Origin of the sequence: Paenibacillus terreus, from assembly GCF_042138595.1 — a bacterium.
Lineage (GTDB): Bacteria > Bacillota > Bacilli > Paenibacillales > Paenibacillaceae > Paenibacillus > Paenibacillus terreus.
The window spans coordinates 910,116-933,144 of sequence record NZ_JBHIRX010000001.1 but is presented as its reverse complement, the minus strand read 5'-3'; the positions used below and the strand labels follow the sequence as shown (position 1 = coordinate 933,144).

The window sequence follows — 23,029 nt, the reverse complement described above, 5'->3', positions numbered from 1 at the left end:
GGAAGCATCCGCTTAGTCCCGGCTGAATTCAAGATTCGATGTCGAGTCCGCTTCCTGATTTACTTCGTGATCAAAAGCTGACTTTTTGAACTACTTCTTATTGTAGATTCTTGAAGCGCCCCGGTGTAATGCCCTCATACTTCTTAAACACACGGATAAAAGCGCTGCTGCTGGCAAAGCCGACACGTGCAGCGATCTCTTCGATCGTAGCTCCTTGGCGGAGCAGCGATTTCGCTTCATTCGTTCTGACCTGGCTGATAAAATCATGCAGCCCCTGTCCGGTCTGTTCCTTGAACAGCCTGGATACATATTGGGGAGTCATGCCAAAATGGGCCCCGATCATCGAGACGCTGAGATTGAGATCGTTATAATGCTCCTGCACAAAAGCGGTGACTTGCTCGCCGATTCCGGGGTTGGACAGCATGGACAGTTTCTCTTGTACTTTGCTGCACGCCATTTTCAAAAGTTCCATCAACTCTTCCCGAAATTCCACACGAGTAGTACAGGCCAGCAGACGCTTCAGCGGCCGCCATTCCTCCCATAAAGCAGATTGTTTTGCCTCCTGCGGAATGGATTTCATGATGGAGCTTGCCAGGTCCACCATCATACAGCGTATAAGCTCAATGGATGATTGCGACCTGAACACCTGGGAGAGAATCTCGTCCAGCATGGCTGCGGATTTTTCCAAATCTCCGGTTTTGATCAGGTTAATGAACACGGCCTCATCATTGATGGACAGGTAATATCCGGACTCCTCCGGCTCGATATCTCCATACCAGATGGACATGTTTTCCTGAAAAATCAGGCGGTACTGCTGCGCTTCCAGGGCCTGCAGATAGGCCTGATGAATATTGCCCATCCCCGTATGCCGCTCGCTGCCGGCCATCACAATATGCAGCCGGTATTTCCGCTCAATAAATCCAGTCGTCTTGACGAGCGCCTCCTCCATGTCCTCTTTCCACTTACCGGCCCGTTCGGGACCTATATTCATTACGCATGCCAGCATACCGTCCACTTCCGTAAAATTCAATCGATGGCCATGACCGGTAAAATCCATGATGATATTAGACACAATAAAGTGGGACAGACTCAGTGAAGGACTGGCTTCTTGTCCGGCTTGAATATAAAAGAGCAGCACGGCAAAATCCTCGGATTCCCATTGAAAATGGTGCAGCTTCACCGCATCCTCCAGCGACAGCCCCTCTTCGGCCTGGCCTTTGAGCAAACGTGACAAATAATAGCTTTGCAATGCGCGCATCTGCTTGAACTGGCGGCTGCTCATATCATCCCTTTCCCGGATTGCCGATAGCACATGCTTGCGGATAAATGTAAACTCATCCAAAACGCGCCGGCTTGGCTCGTCCTTGGACAAAGAAAGCACATTGACCAGTTCCCGCACCGGATTGTAATTTTTCCGCGCAAAATACCAAATGACAATACCTCCGACGACAAAACAAAGCAGCAAACCGAGCAGGTTCATATTACGGATTTCCCGCGCCTTTTCCCAAAATACACCTGGAGGAAAAACGCTTACATATTTCCAGTCAGTAGTATCTGAACGGATTAGAGAGACCATATTCCCCGTATCTTCCATGTTGCGGAACCTGCTTTCCGCCTCCTGCTGAATTTCATCCGGGCTGGACATGGCCGCCAACGGTGTATCATTATTATTCTGGAACAGGACTTTATTGTTGCCATCCAGGATATACACATCGCCCCGGTTCACCCAATCCACATTCTGAAGCATGCTTTGCACTTTGCTGCTATTCAGTTGAATCATCAGCATTCCTTTGAGCGAATCCGCCGATCTCACGTATGTTAAGGGCTTTATTAAAACGACATTGCTTCCCCAGCGGTCAAATGCCATCACCGGCACCGGGTCCTGCGGTTTAAGGCGTTCCCCCCGCAGATCAGCCAGCCAATCCTCATACGGCATGCCGATCATTTGGCTGTTGATGTCATAAAAGGTACGGCTGTCTGCATACGTTTCGTCTGTCAGCACTTTATCAAGGCTGCTCGAATACACGTAGATCCCTTTAATAAAATCATTGTTGGATCTATATTTCCCCAGCTCTTGGCGTGTCTGGTATATCTGAAAGGAATGGCTCTTTTCCTCGTTTGCGGACAAGTTCAGGTACCTGTTGACCTCATTGTATATCGATAATTGCGAAGCAAGCTTTTCTGCCTGATTGACTTCACTGTCCATCATGTACTGCACCTGCTTCAGCATCGCGCTGCCTGCCCGCTGGATTTCATACTCAACGATATCCTTTGTCTGCATATAGATGATAGCGCTAACAAAAAGCGGGATCAGCATGATCACCGCATAAGAGACAATCCATTTGAAGGCCACGCTCCTGCTAAAGCTGAACCAATCCCGCTTCATCTTTTGCACTCCCCTGCCTGGCTTCGGCCGATCTCCGCTCCATATGTACGTAATTATACTATAGGAAAAGTTGCCCAAAGAACACACTTTTCCTGTTCTGAGGCGCTCCGTGCATATGCCTGCCTAAACAACAAAGAAATCGCCAAAATCACTCTTTGCTTCTATCCAATGGGACTCTCTGTGATTTTACTGTTAAAAAGAATCAAGAACAGAAGCGAATCTTCCCCTGTTCTTGATTCTTCATGCTTATTTTTGGCTTAAAACCAAAATCGGTACTTGACCAGGGAATAAGTGAGAGTGTGTATAAAAGTCGAGAAAATTCTAACGGTTGTGAACGACGCTATTTGGGTAAAAACGGAGAGAAACGAAATGTAACGGTTACCAGCGAGCTTAATTCCCGTTTTCCGCAGATAAAAGAGCTGTTTCTCCATAATAAGCGCGCCTGCAACTGTTAGAAAAGAACCCTTCATTTTCTCGGCCGAATAAGCACTGTCACACCCGTTAGCAAAGAAATGTGCCGGATAGATCAATCATTCGAGGCAAATCCATTGATCAAGCAACCGATGTGATATGCTCTATTATTAGTATTTAGAAAAGAACCATTCCTAAACAATATAGAATGCAGCCTTGTCCCTGACAAAGCTGACGGGCAGGCCGGGGAATTGTTCCGACAACCGTTCCGCCACATATTTCATGCCAGGTGCCTCGCTTTCCGCGTGGCCCAGCATGATCAAAGCTTTGCTTCTGCCCTGCTGTACTGCGTCCTTCACATATTCAGGAGTCTCCCATTCCGGTCCTTCACCGGCTATGATCAGATCCACTTCTTCCTGCTGAAATAGTGGAATGGCCTGCCGGCCGCTTCCCCTATAGCCTACCAGGATGCCTACTCGGGTACAGGGCATGAACTGGTCTCCAGACACACGGACATAGGATATTTGCAGGGCCTTTTTCAGGTAGTCAGCTATTTCAGCAAGTGTCATTACAGGGATGTTCAGGATGGTGGCGGCTGGATTATGGACAGAGACGTAATTCTGCCAGCCAAGCTCTCTAAGCATCCCTGTCATAATTCCATCCGGCTTGTAACGGTGCACATAATCATGAAAGCGGAAAATGGCCATTCCCGATTGTTCGATCAGCCTGATTTTTTCCTGGTATACAGGGTCTTCTTTCAACCAGTCTCTCTCATCCTGGTGACTGAAAAATACGCCTTCATGCGTAATAATCAAATTAGCTCCCAGGGCCACTGCCTGCCCAAGTACAAACTGGGAGGCTGAAAAGGCGGTTACTACCCCTTTCACCTCTGTATCCGGATTCCCGTACAGAAGCTTATCCACAGTCGGGGAGACGATATCTATATCTTCCGTCAATGCGTTCATGATCTGTCCTATGGTATAAATCTTGCTCTCCCCTTTCAACTATGCAGGCACGGAAGGTTTTAATTGTTCAGTTTTTATGCCATCCTAGCACGAACATGACAACAAACTCCATTGCCAAATCGCTCACAAATTTACCCAAATCGGCTCATGCCACTCCATTAAATCCCCATTTATTGCCTTGAATAATTACCCTTATGCCCTCACCAAGATAAGCCTAATACATATACTAAATTATCCCTAGTCCAGTTCACTCATCGAAGCTTTCACGTTTAAATTTTCGGTTCAGCCGCTTTCGTTTACTGATTTGCTCGGCAATGGTCAATCCGATGAGAAATGCGGTAGCAGAAGTATTACCATCTACTGTAAACGGGACAATCGAATCGTCGGCTACAATTAAATTCTTTACACCATGTACAGCTCCCTGCCGATCGACAACGCCGCCATTTCGCATCGGTGCCATACGAAGTGCTCCTTGTTGGTGGTGGTTGTGATCAAAATTTTCCTTGATGAATTCTTCAAGTCTTGCATCGTCGTCCAGGACATCCGGGGCAGGCGAAATCAGCCGATATGCCGGATCAATGGCCTCCAGCTGCGTGGCAATATCTCGAATATAAATTTTATAGATGTTCTTGACCGCATCCAGATCGTCCGGGTTTTGTAAAAAGGCTTCATCGGCAAGCACGATCTGCAGGGGATCGTTGCTTTGGATGTCAATCGAACCACGGCTTTGAGGCTTAAGGAATAAAATAGCAAGCGTTAAATTGCCGTTTGAACCGATCCCAACAAGCTGCACCGCCCTCTTATACGGATCGGCCTCGGGCGACGGATCGGGCAGGAAAGCTCCCCCGGTATACAGAGCACTCGGATCATCGGGAGGCAAGGGGCTATCGTCCGGATTTGTACTAAAAACAGCAAAATTCAAAGTATGGTTCCGAAGCTGTTTTCCTACATTAGGATTGGAAAACACAACGGGAATGCCCGCCGATTTAAGCTCTTCGGCAGGTCCTATTCCGGAAAGCATCAAAAGCTGTGCACTATGAATACCCGCCGAGATAATGACTTTTTTGCGAGCGTACGCACGTAAGTGCCGGCCTTCTTTTGAAAATTCCACCCCTGATGCCCGTTTGTTTTGGAAAAGAATGCGGAGAGCGGTAGATTTATAAGAAATATTCAGTTGTCGACCGTTTTTGCCGTGACCGTCAGGTCGAACGATATCCGAGGATAGAAAGGCAGTTGACGAACTTTCCCGTTCGCCTTTGGGCTGTTGAAAAAGCTGCCAACGAGTGAAGGGACCAAGCGGTGTTTCCGGATCATTATAGTCGAGTATTTCATCAAATCCAGTCGCTTGCTCAATAGCGGAGACGAGTTTTTGGGCCATCGCAGTTGGATTTCGCGGAGCCTGCCTGATATTGATTCGTCCATGGAAGCCGTGTATCTCGTCATTCGTGGTTTCACCATTATACTTTTCCAAACGCTTGAAACGCTGTACCGCGCTGCTTGGCGACCAAATAGGCCCTAAAAGTTTTTGCCACTGAGATAAAACATCTGCAGTCGGCCTTACATATTGTTCCCCATTAATTGAGGAACCGCCCCCCGATAAACGTCCTGTTGTCCATTCAAAGGTTCGTTCGTCGAGTCCTTCCTGTGGGATTCCTTCTCCCTGCCAAAAGTATTGCGCAAAAAATTGTTCTTCAAGCTCAGGGGCAAATGTGGAATCCCTGATGGGCAGATCCCGGTCTCTATTTTCCCCGGCCTCCAATACAAGAACAGAGGTTTTTTTATCATCCGTAAGCGTCTTCGCGATCACTGCTCCGGCTGGTCCCGTCCCAATAACAATGTAGTCAAAGGTTGAACTCCTGTTTTTCTGCCGTGAATTGCGCACGACCATCCTCCTTTATCCACTTGTGCTTACATAGCAAAATATTATGCACTCGTGTGGAGTGTGCCGAAAGCCAGAGCCTTTTCGCGATATTTTTTTATTGAGGTGCATAATTAAAATAACTCTCCCGGGCTATAACCCAATCCACCTTTTTTGACTGGTCATACACTGATCACAAAAACAGGAGGTTTTATTAAATGGCTGTTAAAGCAAGTCCGGAATTTATAAGATTATGTAATCAATTTTCAAAAATCTTGGGTGGGGAACATGAAATTGATCCTGGGCCCGTTTGTTTTGTCAGCCGCGCAAGACAACTGAATGCAACAATTTTAGGAAGACGTACGACATCTCCTCTCGTACGTTACCAATTGTTTTCGTTTGAATCCCTGGATAAGTCCGGGCGTGCTCTCTGCTTGGGGGAAACGGCTCTTCTTCAAAATCAGGCCAATCGATTAATCCGCAATCTCCAAAAACGCGGAATTACAGTCACTGCTTTACACAATCATTGGTTGGATGAAAAGCCACGGCTCATGTACATCCACTGGGAATCAATCATGAAGCCGATTGATTTCGCCAGAAAAACAAAAGAGTCTATTCGTTTCCTGGGATAAATTTCGAATCTTTTCCCCTCGCTCTAGTCGATAAAATAAATTATTCGATCTACAGCGCAAACTGCTACCTTTAATTTAAACCTTTGTATAAGGGGAACCGCTCCCAGGCTCCCCTTTATCAAACCAAACATGGCCAAAAAAATGATTGATCGGCCATATTAACGCACCCCAGAAGCCTCTACTCTAATACCACAGACATTGTATGAAGATTTGGAATATTATATTATTATGCTGCTTTTTAATAAACGGTGATTAAAAAGTCAAGCTAACATGTCCTGTATCGTATTCATGTTTGTACTGAATCGCAGGAGCTCCCGAAGCTGCTAACTTTCCTCGATAATCTTGACACCCCAGCGGTCAAGCCCAATCGTCTGGTTGTTATGAACTGTACTATCCTCGAACAGCTCCGTTCCTTGTCCATGCGGGTATACAAATTCCGCCGGCTGGTCCGAATAATTGAAATAATAACGAATGGTTTTACCCGCCTCGTTGACGCCTGTTTTTGTAATCAACGGGAACGCCAGTTTTTGGTCCGCTCCCCATAGCCCCGCCTGTATGATCGCATGTGCCAGTATTTTATTCATCACCTGCGGACTCACCATGCAGCCAATGTAGATGGCTTGGCCCTTACCGTATGTGTTTTGCGTAATGGCGGCATATTGCCCCCAATGCGGGTGGTCATAATAAGCGAGCACTTCTGCTGTTTCCGGTGTGATTAATTCCATCCAGGTATGGACCTCATTATGTTCGGGCTCTACATTAAACGGGTTGCCCTTCAGAGTTACCTTCTTGGGTTCAACAAACATTTGGTAACTAATCCCGCATGCTTCACTTATGATTCCAGGCTGCCGGACAGTCCTTACTTTTACATTTTCATCGGTAAAGCCGCTTTTGAAGGTATATACGATATGGCCGCCGCGGCGCACAAAATCATTCAGGCGCTCCAGCAGCCGGTCTGAAGCGGTATATAATGCCGGAACGATGAGCAAATCATAGCCATCCAAATCTTCAACGGATGGATCGACCATATCGCAGCCGACATTCATGCGGTAAAGCTCGTCATAGACCAACCGCACCACGTCATTATAGTTTTTATCGGATTTAAAGCTGAATTTGAACCACTTCATCGCCGTTAACGATTCATTGCTGACCAGAATGGCCGTCTTATTCGTCTTCTGCAAATTCACCAGCTTATCCGACAGTCTGGCAAAATCCGCGCCAATCGTTTTCGCTTCATTATAGACAGGGTTTGGCTCAAAATCATGGCTCAGCAGCCCCTTCCAGTAGGTCTCGAATGAATTGTGTATAGAGTGCCAGTGCCAATAAGCCACCATGTTTGCCCCTGATGCCAGATGGCTGAAAGCCTGCAGCCTGAGCTGGCCGGGATAAGGCACCCAATTCAGAAAAGCCTGGGCTTCCGTTTCCAGCACGAGATAATTGATGCCTTTCGTGGAACGGGCCATATCGCCGCCGAAGGAAATCTCGATTCCCGTTAAATCATCCTGGGAAGGATGATAGATGTCCACGCCGGTAATATCAAACGGCTTGGACGCGGCAAAATGGTCAACGTCCGGCTGCACCCCATAGGAATAGCCGCGCCATTCAAAATCGAAATTTTGCGTAACAAACTGATGCGGCTGTTTATACTCATTTACAATCGATACCTGCCAGGTCAGGAAGTCTGTGACCAGCTTGCGCTGAAACTTGGCAAATTCCGCACCGAGACTGCCATTAATGGTACCAACAACAGACGGGAAGTCCTCCCAGCTATTGATCCGGTTGCTCCAATAATCCAGTCCGAAGGCTTTATTTAACTCGTCCGGGGAATTGAATTTCTCTCTTATATATTTCACAAATTGCAGCTGCACGTTAGGCCCTGCTGTGTGATAGTGCTTTGTTTCATTATCGGTCTGGTAACCGATGACGGCCGGATGCTTGCAGACTCTTGAAATCAGCTTGCGGATGATCCGCTCGGCGTAAAAAAGATAGGCGGGATGCGTGATGTCCATAATCTGCCTTGCTCCGTATTTTCCGGGTCCATTCTCTGTTGTGGCTAAAATGTCAGGATGCTCCTTGACCATCCAGGTCGGCACGGCGTAAGTCGGTGTCCCGACAATGACGTGGATCCCCGCTTCATGCATGGCATCCAGCACCCGGTCAACAGATGTGAAATCGAACACCCCATTTTGCGGCTCATGCGTACTCCAGGTGGATTCCGCAATCCGCACCACATTGATACCGGCCTCCTTCATCATCCGGATATCCTGATCCAGCCTGTCATAAGGCATGTATTCGTCATAATAAGCCACACCGTATAATAATTTTTTCATCATAAATGACTTCCTCCAAATCCGGAATACTAGAATCAGCACGAAGACAGCGCTTACTTTTCTCCGCATGTAAAGCCTCTTTTCCAGCCATTTACCCCACTTGCAAACCAGAGTTGACTGCAAATTGATCATCCTGCCCCTGCCCGCTTGCTTCAGCTGGTTCTCATGCGTTAAAGTCATTATAACAATTGATAAGGCAAAAAAAGATACGCAAAAGCAGGTCAAATTTGCCCTAATCCAAGGTGGTCATTCGATGCTCATACCGGAACAGTACCGCTCTTATTTATTTCCGCACTCCCGCTGGCTGCCGGCCATTAATTGGAATATCAAGCTCTTTGGCGCACATATGCAGCAGGTCGATAAAGGCTGGAAGGTGCCGGAGGAGTCTCACCCGGCTTTTGAAATCGTATTAATTCTCCAGGGGAGCCAAAGGATTGTGCTCGGCCATATCGAGCAGGATCTGGCGGAAGGAGATATTTTTCTCATCCCGCCCGGCACCAGGCATGTGATTGAATGTGTGAATGATCAGGGACTGACTTATTTTATAGCCCATTTCAATCTGGATGACGCGCTCTTTCATCAGGAAATGAGACGCAGTGGACAGATGTACTTCCCGGCAGGCACGAAGGAAAATGAACGCTTGAAGGAAGGCCTGATGAACTGGGTTCAACTGCTGCAAAGCGAGCGGGAATATACAACATCCGACCTGTTCCGTATTCAGGCAGGCTTGTTTGAAATTCTTAATCTATTGGCCCAGCATGCTTCATCAAGAGCCGCAACGGCTGTATCGCCCACGGTCGGCCACTATGCGGCCCTGATCGCGGAATCGATCAAGTCCAACTTCAGCCAAGGAAATATGCAAAACGAAGTGCTGCGGGACAAGGAGATCCGAATCGAAGATATAGCGGCCTCCCTGAATATCAGCCCAGGCTACGCGCTTGAGGTATTCCAGAAGGTATATGGCATCTCGCCGCGCAAGTACCTTTCCGAGCTGAAGCTGCATGAAGCCAAGCAGCTGATACAGCAGCCGGATCTGGATCTTACCCGGATTGCAACCATGCTGGGCTACTCCAGCCTTGCCCATTTCAGCAGGCAGTTCAAGCGCTGGACGGGAATGAGCCCGCGCCAGTACAGGCAGACGCTTGGGAACATTCAGTTTTTTTGAGCTGTAAATTTGTAAATGTTCATGGAACAAGGAGCCCCTGATCAGCAGGAGCTCCTTGTTTATATAGAAGTGGTATTCGAGTCTTTTGTTTTTTTGGTTTACATAATATTTTATGTGTCACTCTTGTTCAACCATATCATTAAGACAAACGGCGCCATATTGGCGAATTTGAATGTTAAAAACAGGGGTTGCAAGCGTACCTTCCATAAAAGAGATATACTCTGACGCATGCTCATCCGGCACAATGGCCAGGATGACACCCGCAAAGCCCCCTCCGTGCACCCGGCAAGCGCCATTACCGATACGCTTCAGGAAAAGCTCCGTTAAGGCAAGCGCAATGGAAATACCCTGTTCCCCTACTTCCGAATTCCGGTATACGTTCTGCAGCCATTTCCACGATGAATTTCCCGATGCGGTCACTAGCTCAAGAAAATCTTCGAAACGGCCGGCCTGCAGAGCCCCAATCTCCTCGCCTACCCGTTCGTTCTCCTCCAGAAAATGCAGCGCCCGCAATACCGCCCGGTCTCCCGCCTGCTCCCGCAGCATGTCCAGATTGCTGTATATTTGCTCTACGGTCAAATCACGGACCACTTCACCGCCAAGCGCTCTTGCAACAGCTTTCATTTCTCCAGGAACCGCAGCGTAATCCTCCGTCAGGTCAGCATGATTGCCCCCTGTGCCGACAATCACGAGCGAATAACCCCTATTCCGGAACTGAGATGTAACAGGTTCAATGAAGGGCTGCTCGGGATCTTTAAAATCAATGGCGATCAATCCGCCATAGGCGCAGGCCATTTGATCCAGCAGTCCTGAAGGTTTGTTCCAGAAATGATTTTCAGCATACTGACCGATTTTCGCCATCACAACTGTATCCAGTGACCCTTGATTATAAAATGTATTCAAAATCGCACAGATCAGCATTTCAAACGAGGCGGACGAGCTCAAGCCTGATGCGGAAAGCACGTTGCTGCTGACATAGGCATTAAAGCCGCCAATTTTGAATCCATGCTGTACAAATCCTGCCGCAATACCGCGCAGCAGTGCCATTGTTCCGGTTTCCTCCGGCTTTGGCTCCAGATTGGAAAGATCAACCCGGTATTGCTCAGGGTAACCCTCTGACACGATGGCAATCACGGCCTCTTCTGTCGGAGCAGCTGCCGCGATCGTATCCAGATCAATGCTTGCCGCCAGCACCCTGCCATGATTATGGTCGGTGTGATTGCCGCCGATTTCGGTTCGTCCCGGGGAGCTGAACAGGCTCACGGCGCTCTCCTCACCGTAATGCTCCCGGTAACCTGCAAACAGCTTCTGATAACGGTCTGTCTGCAAAGTCAATTGATCAGGACCGTACAGCTTGCATAATACATTTTGCAAGGGCGGAGCCTGAATTTTGTTCATATGGCGAATCGTTCCCATAGTCTCCTCCAAATATGTTCTTGTTAGTGCGAGTTCAAAAAGTCAGGTTTTCAGCACCGAGAAGGTTGAATGAAGATAGGGACTGAGGAGCGGAGCGTACTAGGGGTACGTGAGCACCGGAAGGCCCGGCTGAATTCAAGATTCGATGTCGAGTCCGCTTCCTGACTTCTTCGTGATCAAAAGATGACTTTTTGAACTACCTCTTGTTAGTTAAGAAATCCTTCAAGGGCGATCGTCGGCTTACCGTCCGCCTGCCAGGCTCCTTTATTGTAGCCGTCATTATAACCGGGTACGGCTTCCGGTTCCCAGTAGAACACGCCCAGCCCTTTGCCTCCAGCGATTCCCCGTATTTTCGATTTGATATCGGAAATAAAGCTTTTGGCCGCAGCAGGTTGATTATAATCCATGCCAATTTCCGTGATCATCACCGGCTTGCCGTAGGCAGCGATCATATTATTGGCATTGTTTACCGTCTGTGTTGCTTTGGTGGACCAGTCCGATGCAGACGGATAAAGCGACATGCCGATAATATCGAAATTGGCCCCGTTGCTTACCAGGCCGCCGATGTTCCACTGAAACAGAGCATTATCAAAGCCATTGGCCAAGTGAACAATAGTCTTGGTGCTGCTGCTTACTGATTTTACCGCATTATGCCCCGTATTCACCAGCCAGGCATAGTTTTTCATATTTACTGAAGCCTTTCCGTCCTCCCACAGCATACCGTTGTTCGTTTCATTGCCGATCTGCACCCAGTCCGGCGTTACGCCATGCTCCTTCATCGTGTTCATGACATATACCGTGTGCGCCCACACCGCATCCATAAGCTGCTGGAAGGTAAAATTTCTCCAGGCGTATGGTTTGGTCTGCTGCCCCGGGTCCGCCCAGGAATCGCTGTAATGAAGCGTCAGCATGACGCTCATGCCCAGCTTTTTGGCGCGGGCCGCAAGCTCGGCGGCCTTGTTCGCGTTCATGTATCCGTTTGCATAATCATTCATATTGGGATTGACCCACACTCTGATGCGTACCGAGTTGATTTGGTAGTCGTCCCGTAAAATTTGCAGAACATCCTTCTGTACACCACGTTTGTCTTTCCAAGTATAGCCCTGCTTTTCCATGCCTGCAACCCAGCTGATATCTGCGCCTTTGGCAAAAGCGGGAGCAGCGGATGCTCTGTTATTTCCCTGCGGATCTGGCGCAAACATAATCATAGAAGCACAAAGAACGAGCAGCATGAACAATCTCGGCTTATTTCTCAAGATCATATCCTCCTTCTCATGTAAGGTAAATGTCTATGCAGCTAATTGTATTCGTCCCCTCTATGAGAAAACAGGATGTTTTGGAAATATTTCGGGCACTTTTTCAACTTCGATTCCCAACTATTCTTTCACAGAGCCCAGCGTCATTCCTTTGACAAAGTACTTTTGCAGGAAAGGATAAACGATCAGAACCGGTGCTGCGCCGATAAAGATTTGTGCGGCATTCACCGTCGTCTGCGACAGCAGCTCCATCTCCGTCGGGCTCATGCTCATGGAGCTCATGTCCCGCTGGATGATGACAGTTTGCAGAAACGTAGCTAACGGATAGTCCTTGGAGTTGCTGAGATACAGCAGTCCGTCGAACCAGGAATTCCAATGATAGACCATACTGAACAGGCCAATGGTGGCGATGGACGGTAGGGACACCGGTAGATAGATGCTGAACAGTGTGCGGAAATGACCCGCTCCGTCAATAAGAGACGCCTCCTCCAGCTCCTTTGGGATACCACGGAAAAAGTTCAACATCAGAATAATAAGGAACGTATTCACTGCGCTTGGCAGCACCAGTACCCAGAAGCTGTCGATCAGGCCGAGCTTTTGAATGACGATGTAAAAAGGCACCAGCCCCCCGCTGAACACCATGCTGAATACGAACAGCCAGGAATAGATGTTTCTGCTGCGGAATACGGCCGTTTCTTTGGATAGCGGGTATGCGGCCAGAAAGGTCACAAGCAGCGTCAGCGCCGTACCGAGCACCGTCCGTTTGATGGACACCCAGATGGAATGCAGGAAAATCGGGTTATCAATCGTTTTCTTGTAGGCCTCCAGCGAGAAATCGACAGGCCACAAGCCGACCAGATTGGCGTCCGCCGCCGCCTTGGCGCTAAACGATACGGCCAGCACATGAATGAGCGGGATGATGCACATCAACGCCAGCAGGATCAGAAAACAGGTATTAAACACATTAAAAATACGGTAAGGCACGGTTTTTTGGTACATAGCTCTCCCTCTTTGCTTTAAAGTACGTGTTCAAAACTACCTCTTAAAATATCCGGTAGCCGGCCCACTTGTAGGCTAATCGGTACGAAACCAGGATCAGAATCATGCTGATGACTGATTTGAACAGTCCGATTGCGGTGCCAAAGCCCATTTCCCCATTCAAAATCGCTGTTCTATACACGAATGTATCGATGATATCGCCCTTTTCATACACAAGCGGATTATATAGATTGAAAATCTGGTCAAAACCTGCATTGAGCACATTACCAAGCGCCAGCGTGCCAACGACGATCACCATGGGCAGCAGGGAAGGAACCGTGATGTGCAGGGTCTGCTTCCAGCGGCCTGCTCCGTCCATTTCAGCCGCCTCATACAGGGAAGGATTGATACCGGCCAGCGCGGCCAGAAAGATGATCGTGTTATAGCCGAATTCCTTCCAGACATCCGATACAATGACCGTAAAGCGGAACCAGTTATTATCTCCGAGGAAAAATATGGGGTCGATGCCGACCATGCCGAGCACCCGGTTGGCGAATCCGTCGGCAGCCAGCAGATCAATCAAAATGCCGCCAAGAATGACCCAGGACAGAAAATGCGGCAAATAGACAAGCGTCTGGATAGAGCGCTGCAAGCCGACCTGCCGGATCTCGTTCAGCAATATGGCAAATAAGAACGGAACCAGCAGGTTGAACACCATTTTGAGGACGGCAATAATCAGCGTGTTCCAGATGACCTGAACGCTGTCCTCACGTTCAAACAAGTAACGGAAATTGTCCAGGCCGATCCAATCCGACCCGCCAATCCCCAGCCATGGTTTATAATCCTGAAAGGCCATAATGATGCCGCCCATCGGGATGTAGCTGAAAATGATCAGAAAGATGACCGCAGGCAGCAGCATGACGTGAAACGGCCATGTTTTACGCAAACTTCTCATGAAAGATCCCCCTGTAGCTTCAATCTATATGTCAAAGCGGCCGGGATTTCCGGCCGCTCCCCTGTCCGGCAGTTACCGCCGGAGGCAGTGCAGATTATTTCACGCTGTTATACCACTCATTGACTTCCTTCGTGATCTGGTCGCCGCCGCCTGCCCTCCATGTCTGCACGAACGTATCGAACGTATCAAGTGCCTGTCTGCCATAAATGATTTCATTGAAGGTCTGGCTTTCAATTTTGTTCAGATAGTCCAGCTTGGATTTCATCGTTTCCGTAGTCGGTCCTGTGAACATATTTTTCTTGGAAATATCCTGCTGCTGCAGCAGGACCTGAGCCGCTTCAGGTGTATCCTTGCCGTAGTTTACCGCAACGTCTTTTTCAAGACGTGTCACAGGCTCGCCTCCTTCAGCCAGCTTGAGCAAAGCTTTCATTTGAGCGTCCGGAATGCGCGCCCCGTCGCGGACGAGCAAATAGCGCACTACATTTACATATCCGCCTTCAATCTGGTCCATGGGAACCATCTTCCCGTTCGCATCCAGATCGTAATCATATCCTTTAAAGAGGCCATTCTTAAATTCACTGTCTGGGTCGGAGGTCGCGAAATGATCATAGAGATAGTTCTGGTACGTGAAGAAGGCTTCAGGATGCTCCATCTTTTTGTTGATCAGCACAACACCGTTCGTAAACTGGGTGCCATGGCGCATAGCCGTGCCGTCCGGGCCTGTCGGAATCGTAATCGGCTTCCACACGGCGTTTGGTGCGTTCTTCACCGTATCCTGCAGCGGCCAGCCGCTCATCCAGTAAGGTCCCGGAACAATGCCTGCCGTACCTGCAACAGTAGGCTCCGCCGTTTTATTTTCGTCCCACAGTGCGGCTTCCTTAGGGATATAACCTCTGCTCATCCAATCCTTGAGCTTCTCAAGCCCCTGCTTCATCCCCGGATGAATAGAGCCGTACTCCAGTTGGCCGTCTGCTCCGGCATTCCACTGCTGCGGCAAGGTACCGTAGGCACCGAATACCCATGATGGGTCACCCATCCAGGTGTTCATGGATGTTTTAAAGCCGATGCTGAGCGGAATTACCTTGTCCGGTGACAAGCCGTCCGGGTTCTTGTTTTTGAAGGCATCCATTACTTTTTCCAGCTCGTCCATCGTTTTCGGCGGTGTCATACCGAGCTTGTCGAGCCAGTCCTGGCGAATCCACAACACATAATCATGGTTGTAGGCAAAATCCAACACCGGGATGCCCATTCTCTTGCCGTCACGGGTGTACTGGTTCCATACCTGCGGGTCCTGGTTCATCGCTTCTTTCCAGGTGTCCGAGGCATATTTATCAAACAGCGGCCCCACTTCCGCATACATGCCTGAATCGATCAAGTCCTGTGCCAGCGTATTGTTCTCCGTGCCGATGGTCACCACATCCGGCATTTCCTGTTCGGACGACATCGCCAGCCGCAGCTTGGTGGCAAATGCGCCGTTCGTATCCGTTACCGACCAGAGCGATTGGATATTAATCCCGAACTTCTCTTTGGCCCACTGGGTGGCGACATTATTCTCAATTGTCTCGCCATTCTTGAACTTCAATTGAGGGTCTACTCCCCATACCGTCTTGATCGTGACTTCCGGATCATATTTCTCTTTGTACACGTTTTCAGTATTGACCACTCCGGATGAATTGCTGTCAGCTTCCTTTCCCGAGCATCCGGCAAGGCCCGCACCCAGCACCAAAGTGGCGGCAAGGACAGGCAGGAAGCGTTTTCTTGAAAAGGCGTGCATGAATGTTCCCCCTTCATTCAAGTTTCTACAATGTCATTATAGAGGGCTTGATCACGCTGGCCTATGTCATTAAATGAACATTTCTGCACCTTTGCCAACATCATTGATCCCTGAACTCGTTTGGGGTCATTCCGTAATGCTTTTTGAACATTTTGCTGAAATACTGCGGATTTTGATAGCCCAGCTCGGTTGTAATTTCATAGATTTTCTTGTTTGTGTGCTTCAGCAGATACAGTGCCTTTTCCATACGCATGCGGATGATGTAGTCCCCCAATCCCTCCCCCGTTTCCGCTTTATAAATTTTGGATAAATATACAGGATGCAGATATACCTGATCTGCAATGGTCTTTACGGACAACTCCTGTCCGTTGTCGTTGGATACGAGCTCCTGCACCTGCTTGATCACAAAACGCTTGGACTGCTGTTCATTCGCCGCCAGCTCCGCCTTCAGCTTGTCCATGACCGCATGCGTCCACTCTTTCAGCCTGGGAAGCGAATGGATCACCTCCTGAGCGGCCAGCGGATCAAGTCCGGTTTGATCAAGCTGGTAAAACAACCTGCCCTGCTTATGAGATATGTACATAAATGCATTGGTTACAGACAAATACATCTCATGCAGATGCTCGCGTGAATAAGCGCTGTTCTCCATATCCGCAAAGACCTGTTCCATTTTGCTGGCCGCAGCCTCCCACTGCATCGATTCCAGCAGGTGAATAAGCGTCGGCGGTTTATACAAGGCTTCCAGGGGCTTTACTGCTGCGGGCCGATTCGGCTGATCTTCAAGAAAGAGCACAGCCCCCGCCTCAGCATGCTGCGACAAATACAGTGAACTCAATCCTGTCCGGTATGCTGCCGGCAGCTCCTCCGGGAAGCTGAACCAGTCTGTAATTAACACAGTAATGCTCCCTTTCAAATAACTGCTCACATGCTTGCGAAAAAGTTCGACATCCTCCTCCAGCCGCTCCCGGCGTATCCGGGCCTCATCCATTCCCCAATCTGTGCTGCTCCGCTTCCCCTCCTTCGGCTGCATCAGCAGAACGAGACAGTCATGCGGGGCTTTGCAATGCCACACATGAAAAGTGCCCGCAAAAACCTCTTCCGCAATATTGCCGATCGCATATTCAATGAGTGAAACCGAATGATGGTCCATATCCGTAAAATGTCTGCCAAGCTGAATCAGCAGCATGACAGCAGGAGCTTCGGTATAAAAGGAAATCTCATAAGCGCTCAATTTATCCAGAACACTTCTCATTGACAGCTGTCTGCCCAGCATCAGATCATGCATTAGCTGGGTCCGCAAAATGCCAATGTCCGTTTTACGGCTATACATCAGCTGGTGCATTTTCTCAAAGGCCTCCCACTCTTCCTTTAAGGAAGCAACAGCACTTATTACGCTCTTCATTAACTCCTCATCATTGACCGGCTTCAATATGTAATCGACGGCCTGCAGCTGAATCGCTTTCTTTGCGTACTCAAAATCGGAATGGCCTGTCAGCAAAATGTGGCGGATATGCGGCCAGCGGCTGCCTGCCGTTTCGATCAGCTCCAGCCCTGTCATGCCTGGCATGCGAATATCCGTAACGAGAACATCGATATCCTGCTCCTCCATAACGGAAAGCGCCTCTGTGCCCGAGGCCGCCTGAAAAACGCAACTGATGCCCATGTCCTCCCACGGAAGAGTAAGGGCCAGGCTTTCCGTTACATAGGTCTCATCATCAACCAGCAATATATTAATCATTTCCATCCTCCTCCAGTACACTTATAGAGGTTTGAACTCGCACTTATAGATTCTGGATCAGTCCAGTACAGGGTTGCCCTTAAGCCGCCGTATGCAGAGCGGGAAAAAGCGAGACCCGCGCTCTCGCCGAACCGCAGCCGCATGCGCTGATATACATTCCACACGCCGCAGCCCATAAGTTCATCCATGGGACGGTGCAGCTTCTCTTCCAGCGCGAATATATCCTGCTCGTTCATGCCCCTGCCGTTGTCATCCACATGCACCTTCATGCAGCCTTGATCGAATTCCGCCGTAATGCGGATCAGACCGTTCTCAGCATTCTGCTCAATGCCATGGATGACCGCATTTTCCACAAGAGGCTGAAGCATGAGCGGCGGAACGGACAGCCTGCCCATCCGCTGCGGCAGCTCAATGCTGTAGCTGAGACGGGGCATGCGCATGTTCTGAATTTCCAAATAGTGGGTGACAAATTCAATCTCCTCTTCCAGTGGTACAAGCTCCCGCTCCTGTCTTGTCGTATAACGGTAGTATCTCGACAGATGATGGGACATGGCAATCACCGCCTCGTGCTTCTTCAGCTTCGCCATGCTGGTCATGAAAGAGAAGCAGTTATAGAAGAAATGGGGATTAATCTGCGATTGCAGCTGCTTCAGCCGTGCTTCCCGCACATGAATCTTCTCCATATACACCTTTTCAAAAAGCTGCTGAATCTGCTCCACCATCTGGTTGAACCGATCCGCCAGAAAGCTGAATTCATGGCTGCCCTTACGCTGCATGCGTACAGCATAATCTCCGGCCGCAAGTCTCTTAAAGCCCGCGACCAGCTGGCGGATGGGAACCTGCACCTGCGAGTAGAGCATGTAAGCGGCAAGGAAGCTAAACAGCAGCAACCCGCCTGCAGATACATAAAACAGCCGGTTGGACTGATCTATGGGCTGCATAATTTCGGAGAGCGGCATATAGTCGATCAGGTACCATCCGGTGTCCTCGGATAAAACCATGCTGACCATATATTGATCGCCATTCACCTCCAATATCCGGTTTTCACCGTCCTCAAGCTGGCCGCCTTCCAGTTCCTGCAGCAGCCTGCCAACGAGCTCATGATTCGCAGTGCGGTTGTAAATGACCCCCATATCCTTTCTGAAATAAAACGGATCGCCGCGCCCGTCGCTTTTAAAACGGTCCAGCATGTCCTGAATGTTGCTGCTGTCGAACTCCACTTTAATAATCGTATTGGCTGTTTCCGGATGCCGCTCCGCCGAGAATGGAGAGACGGTATACCAGGAAAACACGAAGGGTTCGCCCTCATCTTCCGTGACTTTCTCAACCTGCCAGCCCGGCCTGATCTCCTTGTTTAAGTCCTTTGCTTCATACCTTTGCGCATCCCGCTCCGTCACAACTCTGCCGAGCGACGGCGAATAAATGGAAATGCTGCTGTCCCAATTGGACGAGCTTTCCTGAAGGCTTAGCTTGTTCTGAATGCGCTTGACCAGATTGATGGCATCCAGATTCAGGTATCCATCCTCGAGAAAAATATCCTGAAAGCTCAGGATATCAGGATCATGGATAAGCAGATTCGGCCAGGAAGACACCAGCTCAATGTTCGTATTCACCTGGTTTTGAAAGAACACCAGCTGATTGATGTTGGAGGCGCCCAGTTCCTCGCTAAGAACATCGGTCGTGATTTTATTGGAATAAAAATAGAGCAGCATAATGGGAATCATCATAATGACGGCCAATGTGACGATTTTTGTATAAAAATTAAGCTTAATCATACTGAACTTCACACCTGTACTCTTTATATTTTCCGGTAAAAACTATCAAGCTCCGGCTGCGTGGGCACAATTATAACCGCTTTCATAGAATCCGTACAGGGGATTATGAGAAGATTCAGGATGGTATGGCAAGCAAAAAAAGGCCATCCCTAAACTAATAGAGATGACCTGCTTGTTTGAAGGTTAATTTACATCCGCAACCACGCGAAATCCGCAATTGCCGGAGGAGCTGTCCGGTGTATTGCTGCTTCTGGCCGCTACGCGATAGCGGTTGCAGTAAGAGCGATGGCACAGGTAAGAGCCCCCGCGCATGGACCGTCTGCCTGTTTCCTCTCTGAAGATTGGGTTCGTAGAGGAAGTTGTCCGGTGATAGGACGGGCTAAACCAATCCTGACACCACTCCCATACGTTGCCTGACACGTTATACAGTCCATAGCCGTTTGGTTCATAGGCATCCACGGGAGCCGTACTGATATATCCGTCACTGGCGTTATTTTTCACGGGAAACTTGCCCTGCCATATGTTGCACATATGCTTTCCATCCGGCTTCAGCAGATCTCCCCACGGATAGGTTTTACCTGTCAATCCGCCCCGCGCCGCGTATTCCCATTCCGCTTCTGTCGGCAGTCTGGTGCCGGACCATGCACAATATGCAGCCGCATCGTTCCAGCTAATATGGACAGCCGGGTGGTTCAGCCGATCTTCAATGGTCGAGTCCGGGCCCTCCGGTTTGGCCCAATAAGCTCCTTCCACCACGATCCACCAGGGTGTCTGCTGCGCCACATTGCTCGCTTTCTTCTGCGTTTCCTCTGAAACGAGCAGATGAAAAACATACGTCCAGCCGAAGCGTTCCGCATCTGTCATGTAGCCCGTATCCTGAACAAAGGCCTGAAAGTCAGCGTTGGTAACCGCATATGGAGAGATCATGAAATCATCCACGCTGACTGTGCGTACAGGTCCCTCCCCATCGGACGGAAAACCGTCCGGCGTATTGGTTCCCATTTGAAATTCGCCGCCCTTGATGTGGATCAGCTTTTCTTTTGGATATGGGCGCCCAGTTGTGACTGTCTCGGGCAGCTCGGCTTGACTGACACCCGCATCGCTTTTGTGCTGTTCGCGGCTTGCCGCGCAGCAGCTCTTTGTCGGTTCCATTCTACTCCCCCCTTTGATGCTCATTCTACTTCTACTTCTGTTTCTAGTATTCCTTTTAAGCATAGATTTAAAAACCGTCAGAACTAACCATCTGACGGTTCTTTGGCTTTTTATCCCGTTTTATTCAAGCTTGTTGGATTATTTATCCTTCTCCAGCTCATCGGGCACATCATATTTATTGATGTGTGAAGTGATTGCCGCCACAGCTTCGCTGGCATTCGTCGTTGCAGGCACTTCCCGCACCACATCATCTGTACGGTCATGATCATTCAAGCGGTCCGCCTCGGCCACTTTATATTTATTTTCCTTCATTGCTGGCTCTCTCCTTTTATCCTTAGCTCTAATCCTGCTCTGTTAATGCATATAAAGGCACTTCCCGTTCCTCCTGCGGGTTTCCAAGCGGATAAATGCGTGCCGTCTCGTTCTGCTCGTCCACATGCTGAATATAAATCTGTGTTCCATCACACAGCACATTCGCCATTACGGGAGATGCCGCGATCTCCTGTGCTCTTTGAATATTCATTTCAGGCAGAACCTCCATTGCTGAGTAAATTCGCCTTTACTATGTACAGGTAAAAGAACAGTTATGCATTCCAAAACAAAAATACCCCTCAGAATTCCAATCATGCTTTGGGAAGCAGATGTTCATTCTGAGGGATGCTTTTTGTCACAGCAAAAGCGCTCTATGCGGATATATCATTATTTTAATGCTTTGAGCCTTGCTGGCCCATTTGCTTGTTCACTTTAACCCGTTTCACAAAGAACGAGCAGACCAGCCCGATCAGAGCCAGGATAAAGGCAAAAGTGAAAGCATGCTGTACGCCGGCAGTAAAAGCGCCCAGCTTGCTTGCAGCACTTTCAGGATTGGCTGCATGACTCAGATAACTCATCTGGCCGGCGCTGAGAATGCTTACCGCAACCGCTGTGCCAATCGCTCCCGCTACCTGCTGCAGTGTGTTCATGATCGCCGTACCATGAGGATAATACTCAGGTGGCAGCTGGTTCAAGCCGTTGGTCTGAGCAGGCATCATAATCATCGAGATGCCGATCATCATAAGCACATGCATGGCAACAATCAATCCATATGGTGTTGTCGGCGTGATTCTGGAGTACACAAACAGAATAACTGATACAATGACCAGGCCGATAATGACCAGCCATCTGGGACCGAATTTGTCAAACAGACGCCCCATCACCGGTGACAGGAATCCGTTCAGCAGGCTGCCGGGCAGCAGCACCAGGCCAGCGGTCAAAGCACTCAAGGCGAGACCTTGCTGCAGGTACATTGGCAAAATCAGCATGGATGACAGCATCATCATCATACAGATAAAGATCAGAATCAAACCGATTGTGAACATTGGAAATTTGAATGCCCGAAGATCCATCATGGGCTCTTTCATTCTCAACTGGCGAATGCTGAACACCAGCAGTGCCAGCCCGCCAATGACCAGGGTTGCAATAACAACCGGACTGGACCAGCCTCCGCCGCCTTCGCCATGACCCCCAGCACTGCTGAAGCCATAGACGATTCCGCCAAAGCCGATTGTAGACAAAATGATGGACAGGATATCAATTTTAGGCTTGGTCAGATTTGAAATATTAGGCAAGAATATTAATCCGCAGATCAAAGAAATAACGAAAAACGGCAGTGAAATCCAGAAAATCCAGTGCCAGGTCAGGTTGGCCAGGATCAATCCCGAAATCGTCGGTCCGCTGGCCGGTGCGAACATGATGACAAGACCGATAAATCCCATCGCGGAGCCGCGCTTTTCAATCGGGAAAATGACCAGTATGGTGTTAAACAGCAAAGGAAGCAGCAGCGCCGTACCTGCCGCCTGCAGCACCCGGGCGACCATCAGAAGCTCAAAACTCGGTGCCATTGCAGCCACGATCGTTCCTGCAATGGAGAAAATCAATGATGCCGTAAAAAGCTGCCGGGTGGTGAACCACTGCAGCAGCAGTCCCGAAACCGGAACCAGAATCCCCATCACCAGCAAATAACCGGTAGTGAGCCATTGAATCGTCGTTGGCCCTACCTGCAGGATGCCCATCAATGGTGTCATGGCCACGTTAAGGGCTGTTTCACTGAACAGGCCGATAAACCCGCTCAGCAGCATTGCAAATAATATCGGGATGACCTTGTATTGCTTTGTTGCCTGCTGATCCTGCACAGAACCAGCTTTCATGGTTGCCTCCACGTTTCCATCCTCCTTGGTGTATCTATCTCTTTTTAGTTGT

17 protein-coding genes are annotated in these 23,029 nt (G+C 49.1%); 2 read left to right on the top strand and 15 right to left on the bottom strand.

The window, feature by feature from the left end; all coding sequences use genetic code 11:
• Positions 1-97: 97 nt before the first annotated feature.
• The 3 genes from ACE5KN_RS04275 to ACE5KN_RS04265 all read right to left on the bottom strand — a co-directional run bounded on the left by ACE5KN_RS04275 (position 98) and on the right by ACE5KN_RS04265 (position 5,644).
• Positions 98-2,386 (bottom strand): AraC family transcriptional regulator, encoded by a 2,289-nt coding sequence (locus tag ACE5KN_RS04275; protein ID WP_375526456.1) that lies wholly within the window; start codon positions 2,384-2,386, stop codon positions 98-100.
• A 605-nt stretch (positions 2,387-2,991) separates the two neighbouring features.
• A complete protein-coding gene (locus ACE5KN_RS04270; RefSeq protein WP_375526457.1) occupies positions 2,992-3,762 on the bottom strand; it encodes a Nif3-like dinuclear metal center hexameric protein in 771 nt (256 codons plus the stop codon).
• A 247-nt stretch (positions 3,763-4,009) separates the two neighbouring features.
• Positions 4,010-5,644, bottom strand: a complete 1,635-nt coding sequence (locus tag ACE5KN_RS04265) for a GMC family oxidoreductase (protein ID WP_375526458.1) — start codon at positions 5,642-5,644, stop codon at positions 4,010-4,012.
• A 194-nt stretch (positions 5,645-5,838) separates the two neighbouring features.
• Between ACE5KN_RS04265 and ACE5KN_RS04260 the strand changes: the two genes are divergently transcribed.
• Entirely contained in the window at positions 5,839-6,252 is a 414-nt protein-coding gene (locus tag ACE5KN_RS04260; protein WP_375526459.1) for a DUF1259 domain-containing protein, read from the top strand.
• Positions 6,253-6,575: 323 nt separating this feature from the next.
• Here ACE5KN_RS04260 and ACE5KN_RS04255 read toward each other — a convergent pair whose 3' ends face one another.
• On the bottom strand, positions 6,576-8,582 hold the full coding sequence (locus ACE5KN_RS04255) for a beta-galactosidase (protein WP_375526460.1): 2,007 nt from the start codon (positions 8,580-8,582) through the stop codon (positions 6,576-6,578).
• Positions 8,583-8,835: 253 nt separating this feature from the next.
• On the opposite strand from ACE5KN_RS04255, the gene ACE5KN_RS04250 reads away from it, so the two are divergent.
• Complete coding sequence (locus ACE5KN_RS04250; RefSeq protein WP_375526461.1) at positions 8,836-9,747, top strand: AraC family transcriptional regulator; 912 nt, start codon at positions 8,836-8,838, stop codon at positions 9,745-9,747.
• A 117-nt stretch (positions 9,748-9,864) separates the two neighbouring features.
• Here the strand turns inward: ACE5KN_RS04250 and ACE5KN_RS04245 are convergent, their stop codons facing one another.
• From ACE5KN_RS04245 to ACE5KN_RS04195, 11 genes are all read right to left on the bottom strand, one after another.
• On the bottom strand, positions 9,865-11,145 hold the full coding sequence (locus ACE5KN_RS04245) for a galactokinase (protein WP_375533041.1): 1,281 nt from the start codon (positions 11,143-11,145) through the stop codon (positions 9,865-9,867).
• 224 nt (positions 11,146-11,369) lie between these two features.
• Positions 11,370-12,371 (bottom strand): glycoside hydrolase family 53 protein, encoded by a 1,002-nt coding sequence (locus ACE5KN_RS04240; protein ID WP_375528155.1) that lies wholly within the window; start codon positions 12,369-12,371, stop codon positions 11,370-11,372.
• Between the two features lie 168 nt (positions 12,372-12,539).
• On the bottom strand, positions 12,540-13,418 hold the full coding sequence (locus ACE5KN_RS04235; protein ID WP_375528149.1) for a carbohydrate ABC transporter permease: 879 nt from the start codon (positions 13,416-13,418) through the stop codon (positions 12,540-12,542).
• 43 nt (positions 13,419-13,461) lie between these two features.
• Positions 13,462-14,352, bottom strand: coding sequence for an ABC transporter permease (locus ACE5KN_RS04230; protein ID WP_375528148.1), 891 nt, complete (start codon positions 14,350-14,352; stop codon positions 13,462-13,464).
• Between the two features lie 94 nt (positions 14,353-14,446).
• A complete protein-coding gene (locus tag ACE5KN_RS04225; protein ID WP_375528147.1) occupies positions 14,447-16,126 on the bottom strand; it encodes an extracellular solute-binding protein in 1,680 nt (559 codons plus the stop codon).
• Between the two features lie 100 nt (positions 16,127-16,226).
• A complete protein-coding gene (locus tag ACE5KN_RS04220) occupies positions 16,227-17,864 on the bottom strand; it encodes a response regulator (protein WP_375528146.1) in 1,638 nt (545 codons plus the stop codon).
• Positions 17,861-19,639: a sensor histidine kinase gene (locus ACE5KN_RS04215; protein WP_375528145.1), complete on the bottom strand. Its 1,779-nt coding sequence runs from the start codon at positions 19,637-19,639 to the stop codon at positions 17,861-17,863. The genes ACE5KN_RS04220 and ACE5KN_RS04215 overlap by 4 nt, the downstream gene beginning before the upstream one ends.
• Before the next feature lie 183 nt (positions 19,640-19,822).
• Positions 19,823-20,791: a formylglycine-generating enzyme family protein gene (locus ACE5KN_RS04210; protein WP_375528144.1), complete on the bottom strand. Its 969-nt coding sequence runs from the start codon at positions 20,789-20,791 to the stop codon at positions 19,823-19,825.
• Positions 20,792-20,929: 138 nt separating this feature from the next.
• Complete coding sequence (locus ACE5KN_RS04205; RefSeq protein ID WP_355324151.1) at positions 20,930-21,103, bottom strand: hypothetical protein; 174 nt, start codon at positions 21,101-21,103, stop codon at positions 20,930-20,932.
• Between the two features lie 28 nt (positions 21,104-21,131).
• Positions 21,132-21,314, bottom strand: coding sequence for a small acid-soluble spore protein H (locus tag ACE5KN_RS04200; RefSeq protein WP_375528143.1), 183 nt, complete (start codon positions 21,312-21,314; stop codon positions 21,132-21,134).
• 181 nt (positions 21,315-21,495) lie between these two features.
• A complete protein-coding gene (locus ACE5KN_RS04195) occupies positions 21,496-22,977 on the bottom strand; it encodes a DHA2 family efflux MFS transporter permease subunit (RefSeq protein WP_375528154.1) in 1,482 nt (493 codons plus the stop codon).
• Positions 22,978-23,029 lie beyond the last annotated feature (52 nt).

Coding starts and splice junctions, on each gene's coding strand:
- ACE5KN_RS04255 (WP_375526460.1), bottom strand. CDS start 8,582: ATGAAAAAATTATTATACGGTGTGGCTTATTATGACGAATACATGCCT.
- ACE5KN_RS04215 (WP_375528145.1), bottom strand. CDS start 19,639: ATGATTAAGCTTAATTTTTATACAAAAATCGTCACATTGGCCGTCATT.
- ACE5KN_RS04210 (WP_375528144.1), bottom strand. CDS start 20,791: ATGGAACCGACAAAGAGCTGCTGCGCGGCAAGCCGCGAACAGCACAAA.
- ACE5KN_RS04260 (WP_375526459.1), top strand. CDS start 5,839: ATGGCTGTTAAAGCAAGTCCGGAATTTATAAGATTATGTAATCAATTT.
- ACE5KN_RS04235 (WP_375528149.1), bottom strand. CDS start 13,418: ATGTACCAAAAAACCGTGCCTTACCGTATTTTTAATGTGTTTAATACC.
- ACE5KN_RS04220 (WP_375528146.1), bottom strand. CDS start 17,864: ATGATTAATATATTGCTGGTTGATGATGAGACCTATGTAACGGAAAGC.
- ACE5KN_RS04270 (WP_375526457.1), bottom strand. CDS start 3,762: ATGAACGCATTGACGGAAGATATAGATATCGTCTCCCCGACTGTGGAT.
- ACE5KN_RS04245 (WP_375533041.1), bottom strand. CDS start 11,145: ATGAACAAAATTCAGGCTCCGCCCTTGCAAAATGTATTATGCAAGCTG.
- ACE5KN_RS04250 (WP_375526461.1), top strand. CDS start 8,836: ATGCTCATACCGGAACAGTACCGCTCTTATTTATTTCCGCACTCCCGC.
- ACE5KN_RS04205 (WP_355324151.1), bottom strand. CDS start 21,103: ATGAAGGAAAATAAATATAAAGTGGCCGAGGCGGACCGCTTGAATGAT.
- ACE5KN_RS04225 (WP_375528147.1), bottom strand. CDS start 16,126: ATGCACGCCTTTTCAAGAAAACGCTTCCTGCCTGTCCTTGCCGCCACT.
- ACE5KN_RS04240 (WP_375528155.1), bottom strand. CDS start 12,371: ATGATTATGTTTGCGCCAGATCCGCAGGGAAATAACAGAGCATCCGCT.
- ACE5KN_RS04200 (WP_375528143.1), bottom strand. CDS start 21,314: ATGAATATTCAAAGAGCACAGGAGATCGCGGCATCTCCCGTAATGGCG.
- ACE5KN_RS04230 (WP_375528148.1), bottom strand. CDS start 14,352: ATGAGAAGTTTGCGTAAAACATGGCCGTTTCACGTCATGCTGCTGCCT.
- ACE5KN_RS04195 (WP_375528154.1), bottom strand. CDS start 22,977: ATGAAAGCTGGTTCTGTGCAGGATCAGCAGGCAACAAAGCAATACAAG.
- ACE5KN_RS04275 (WP_375526456.1), bottom strand. CDS start 2,386: ATGAAGCGGGATTGGTTCAGCTTTAGCAGGAGCGTGGCCTTCAAATGG.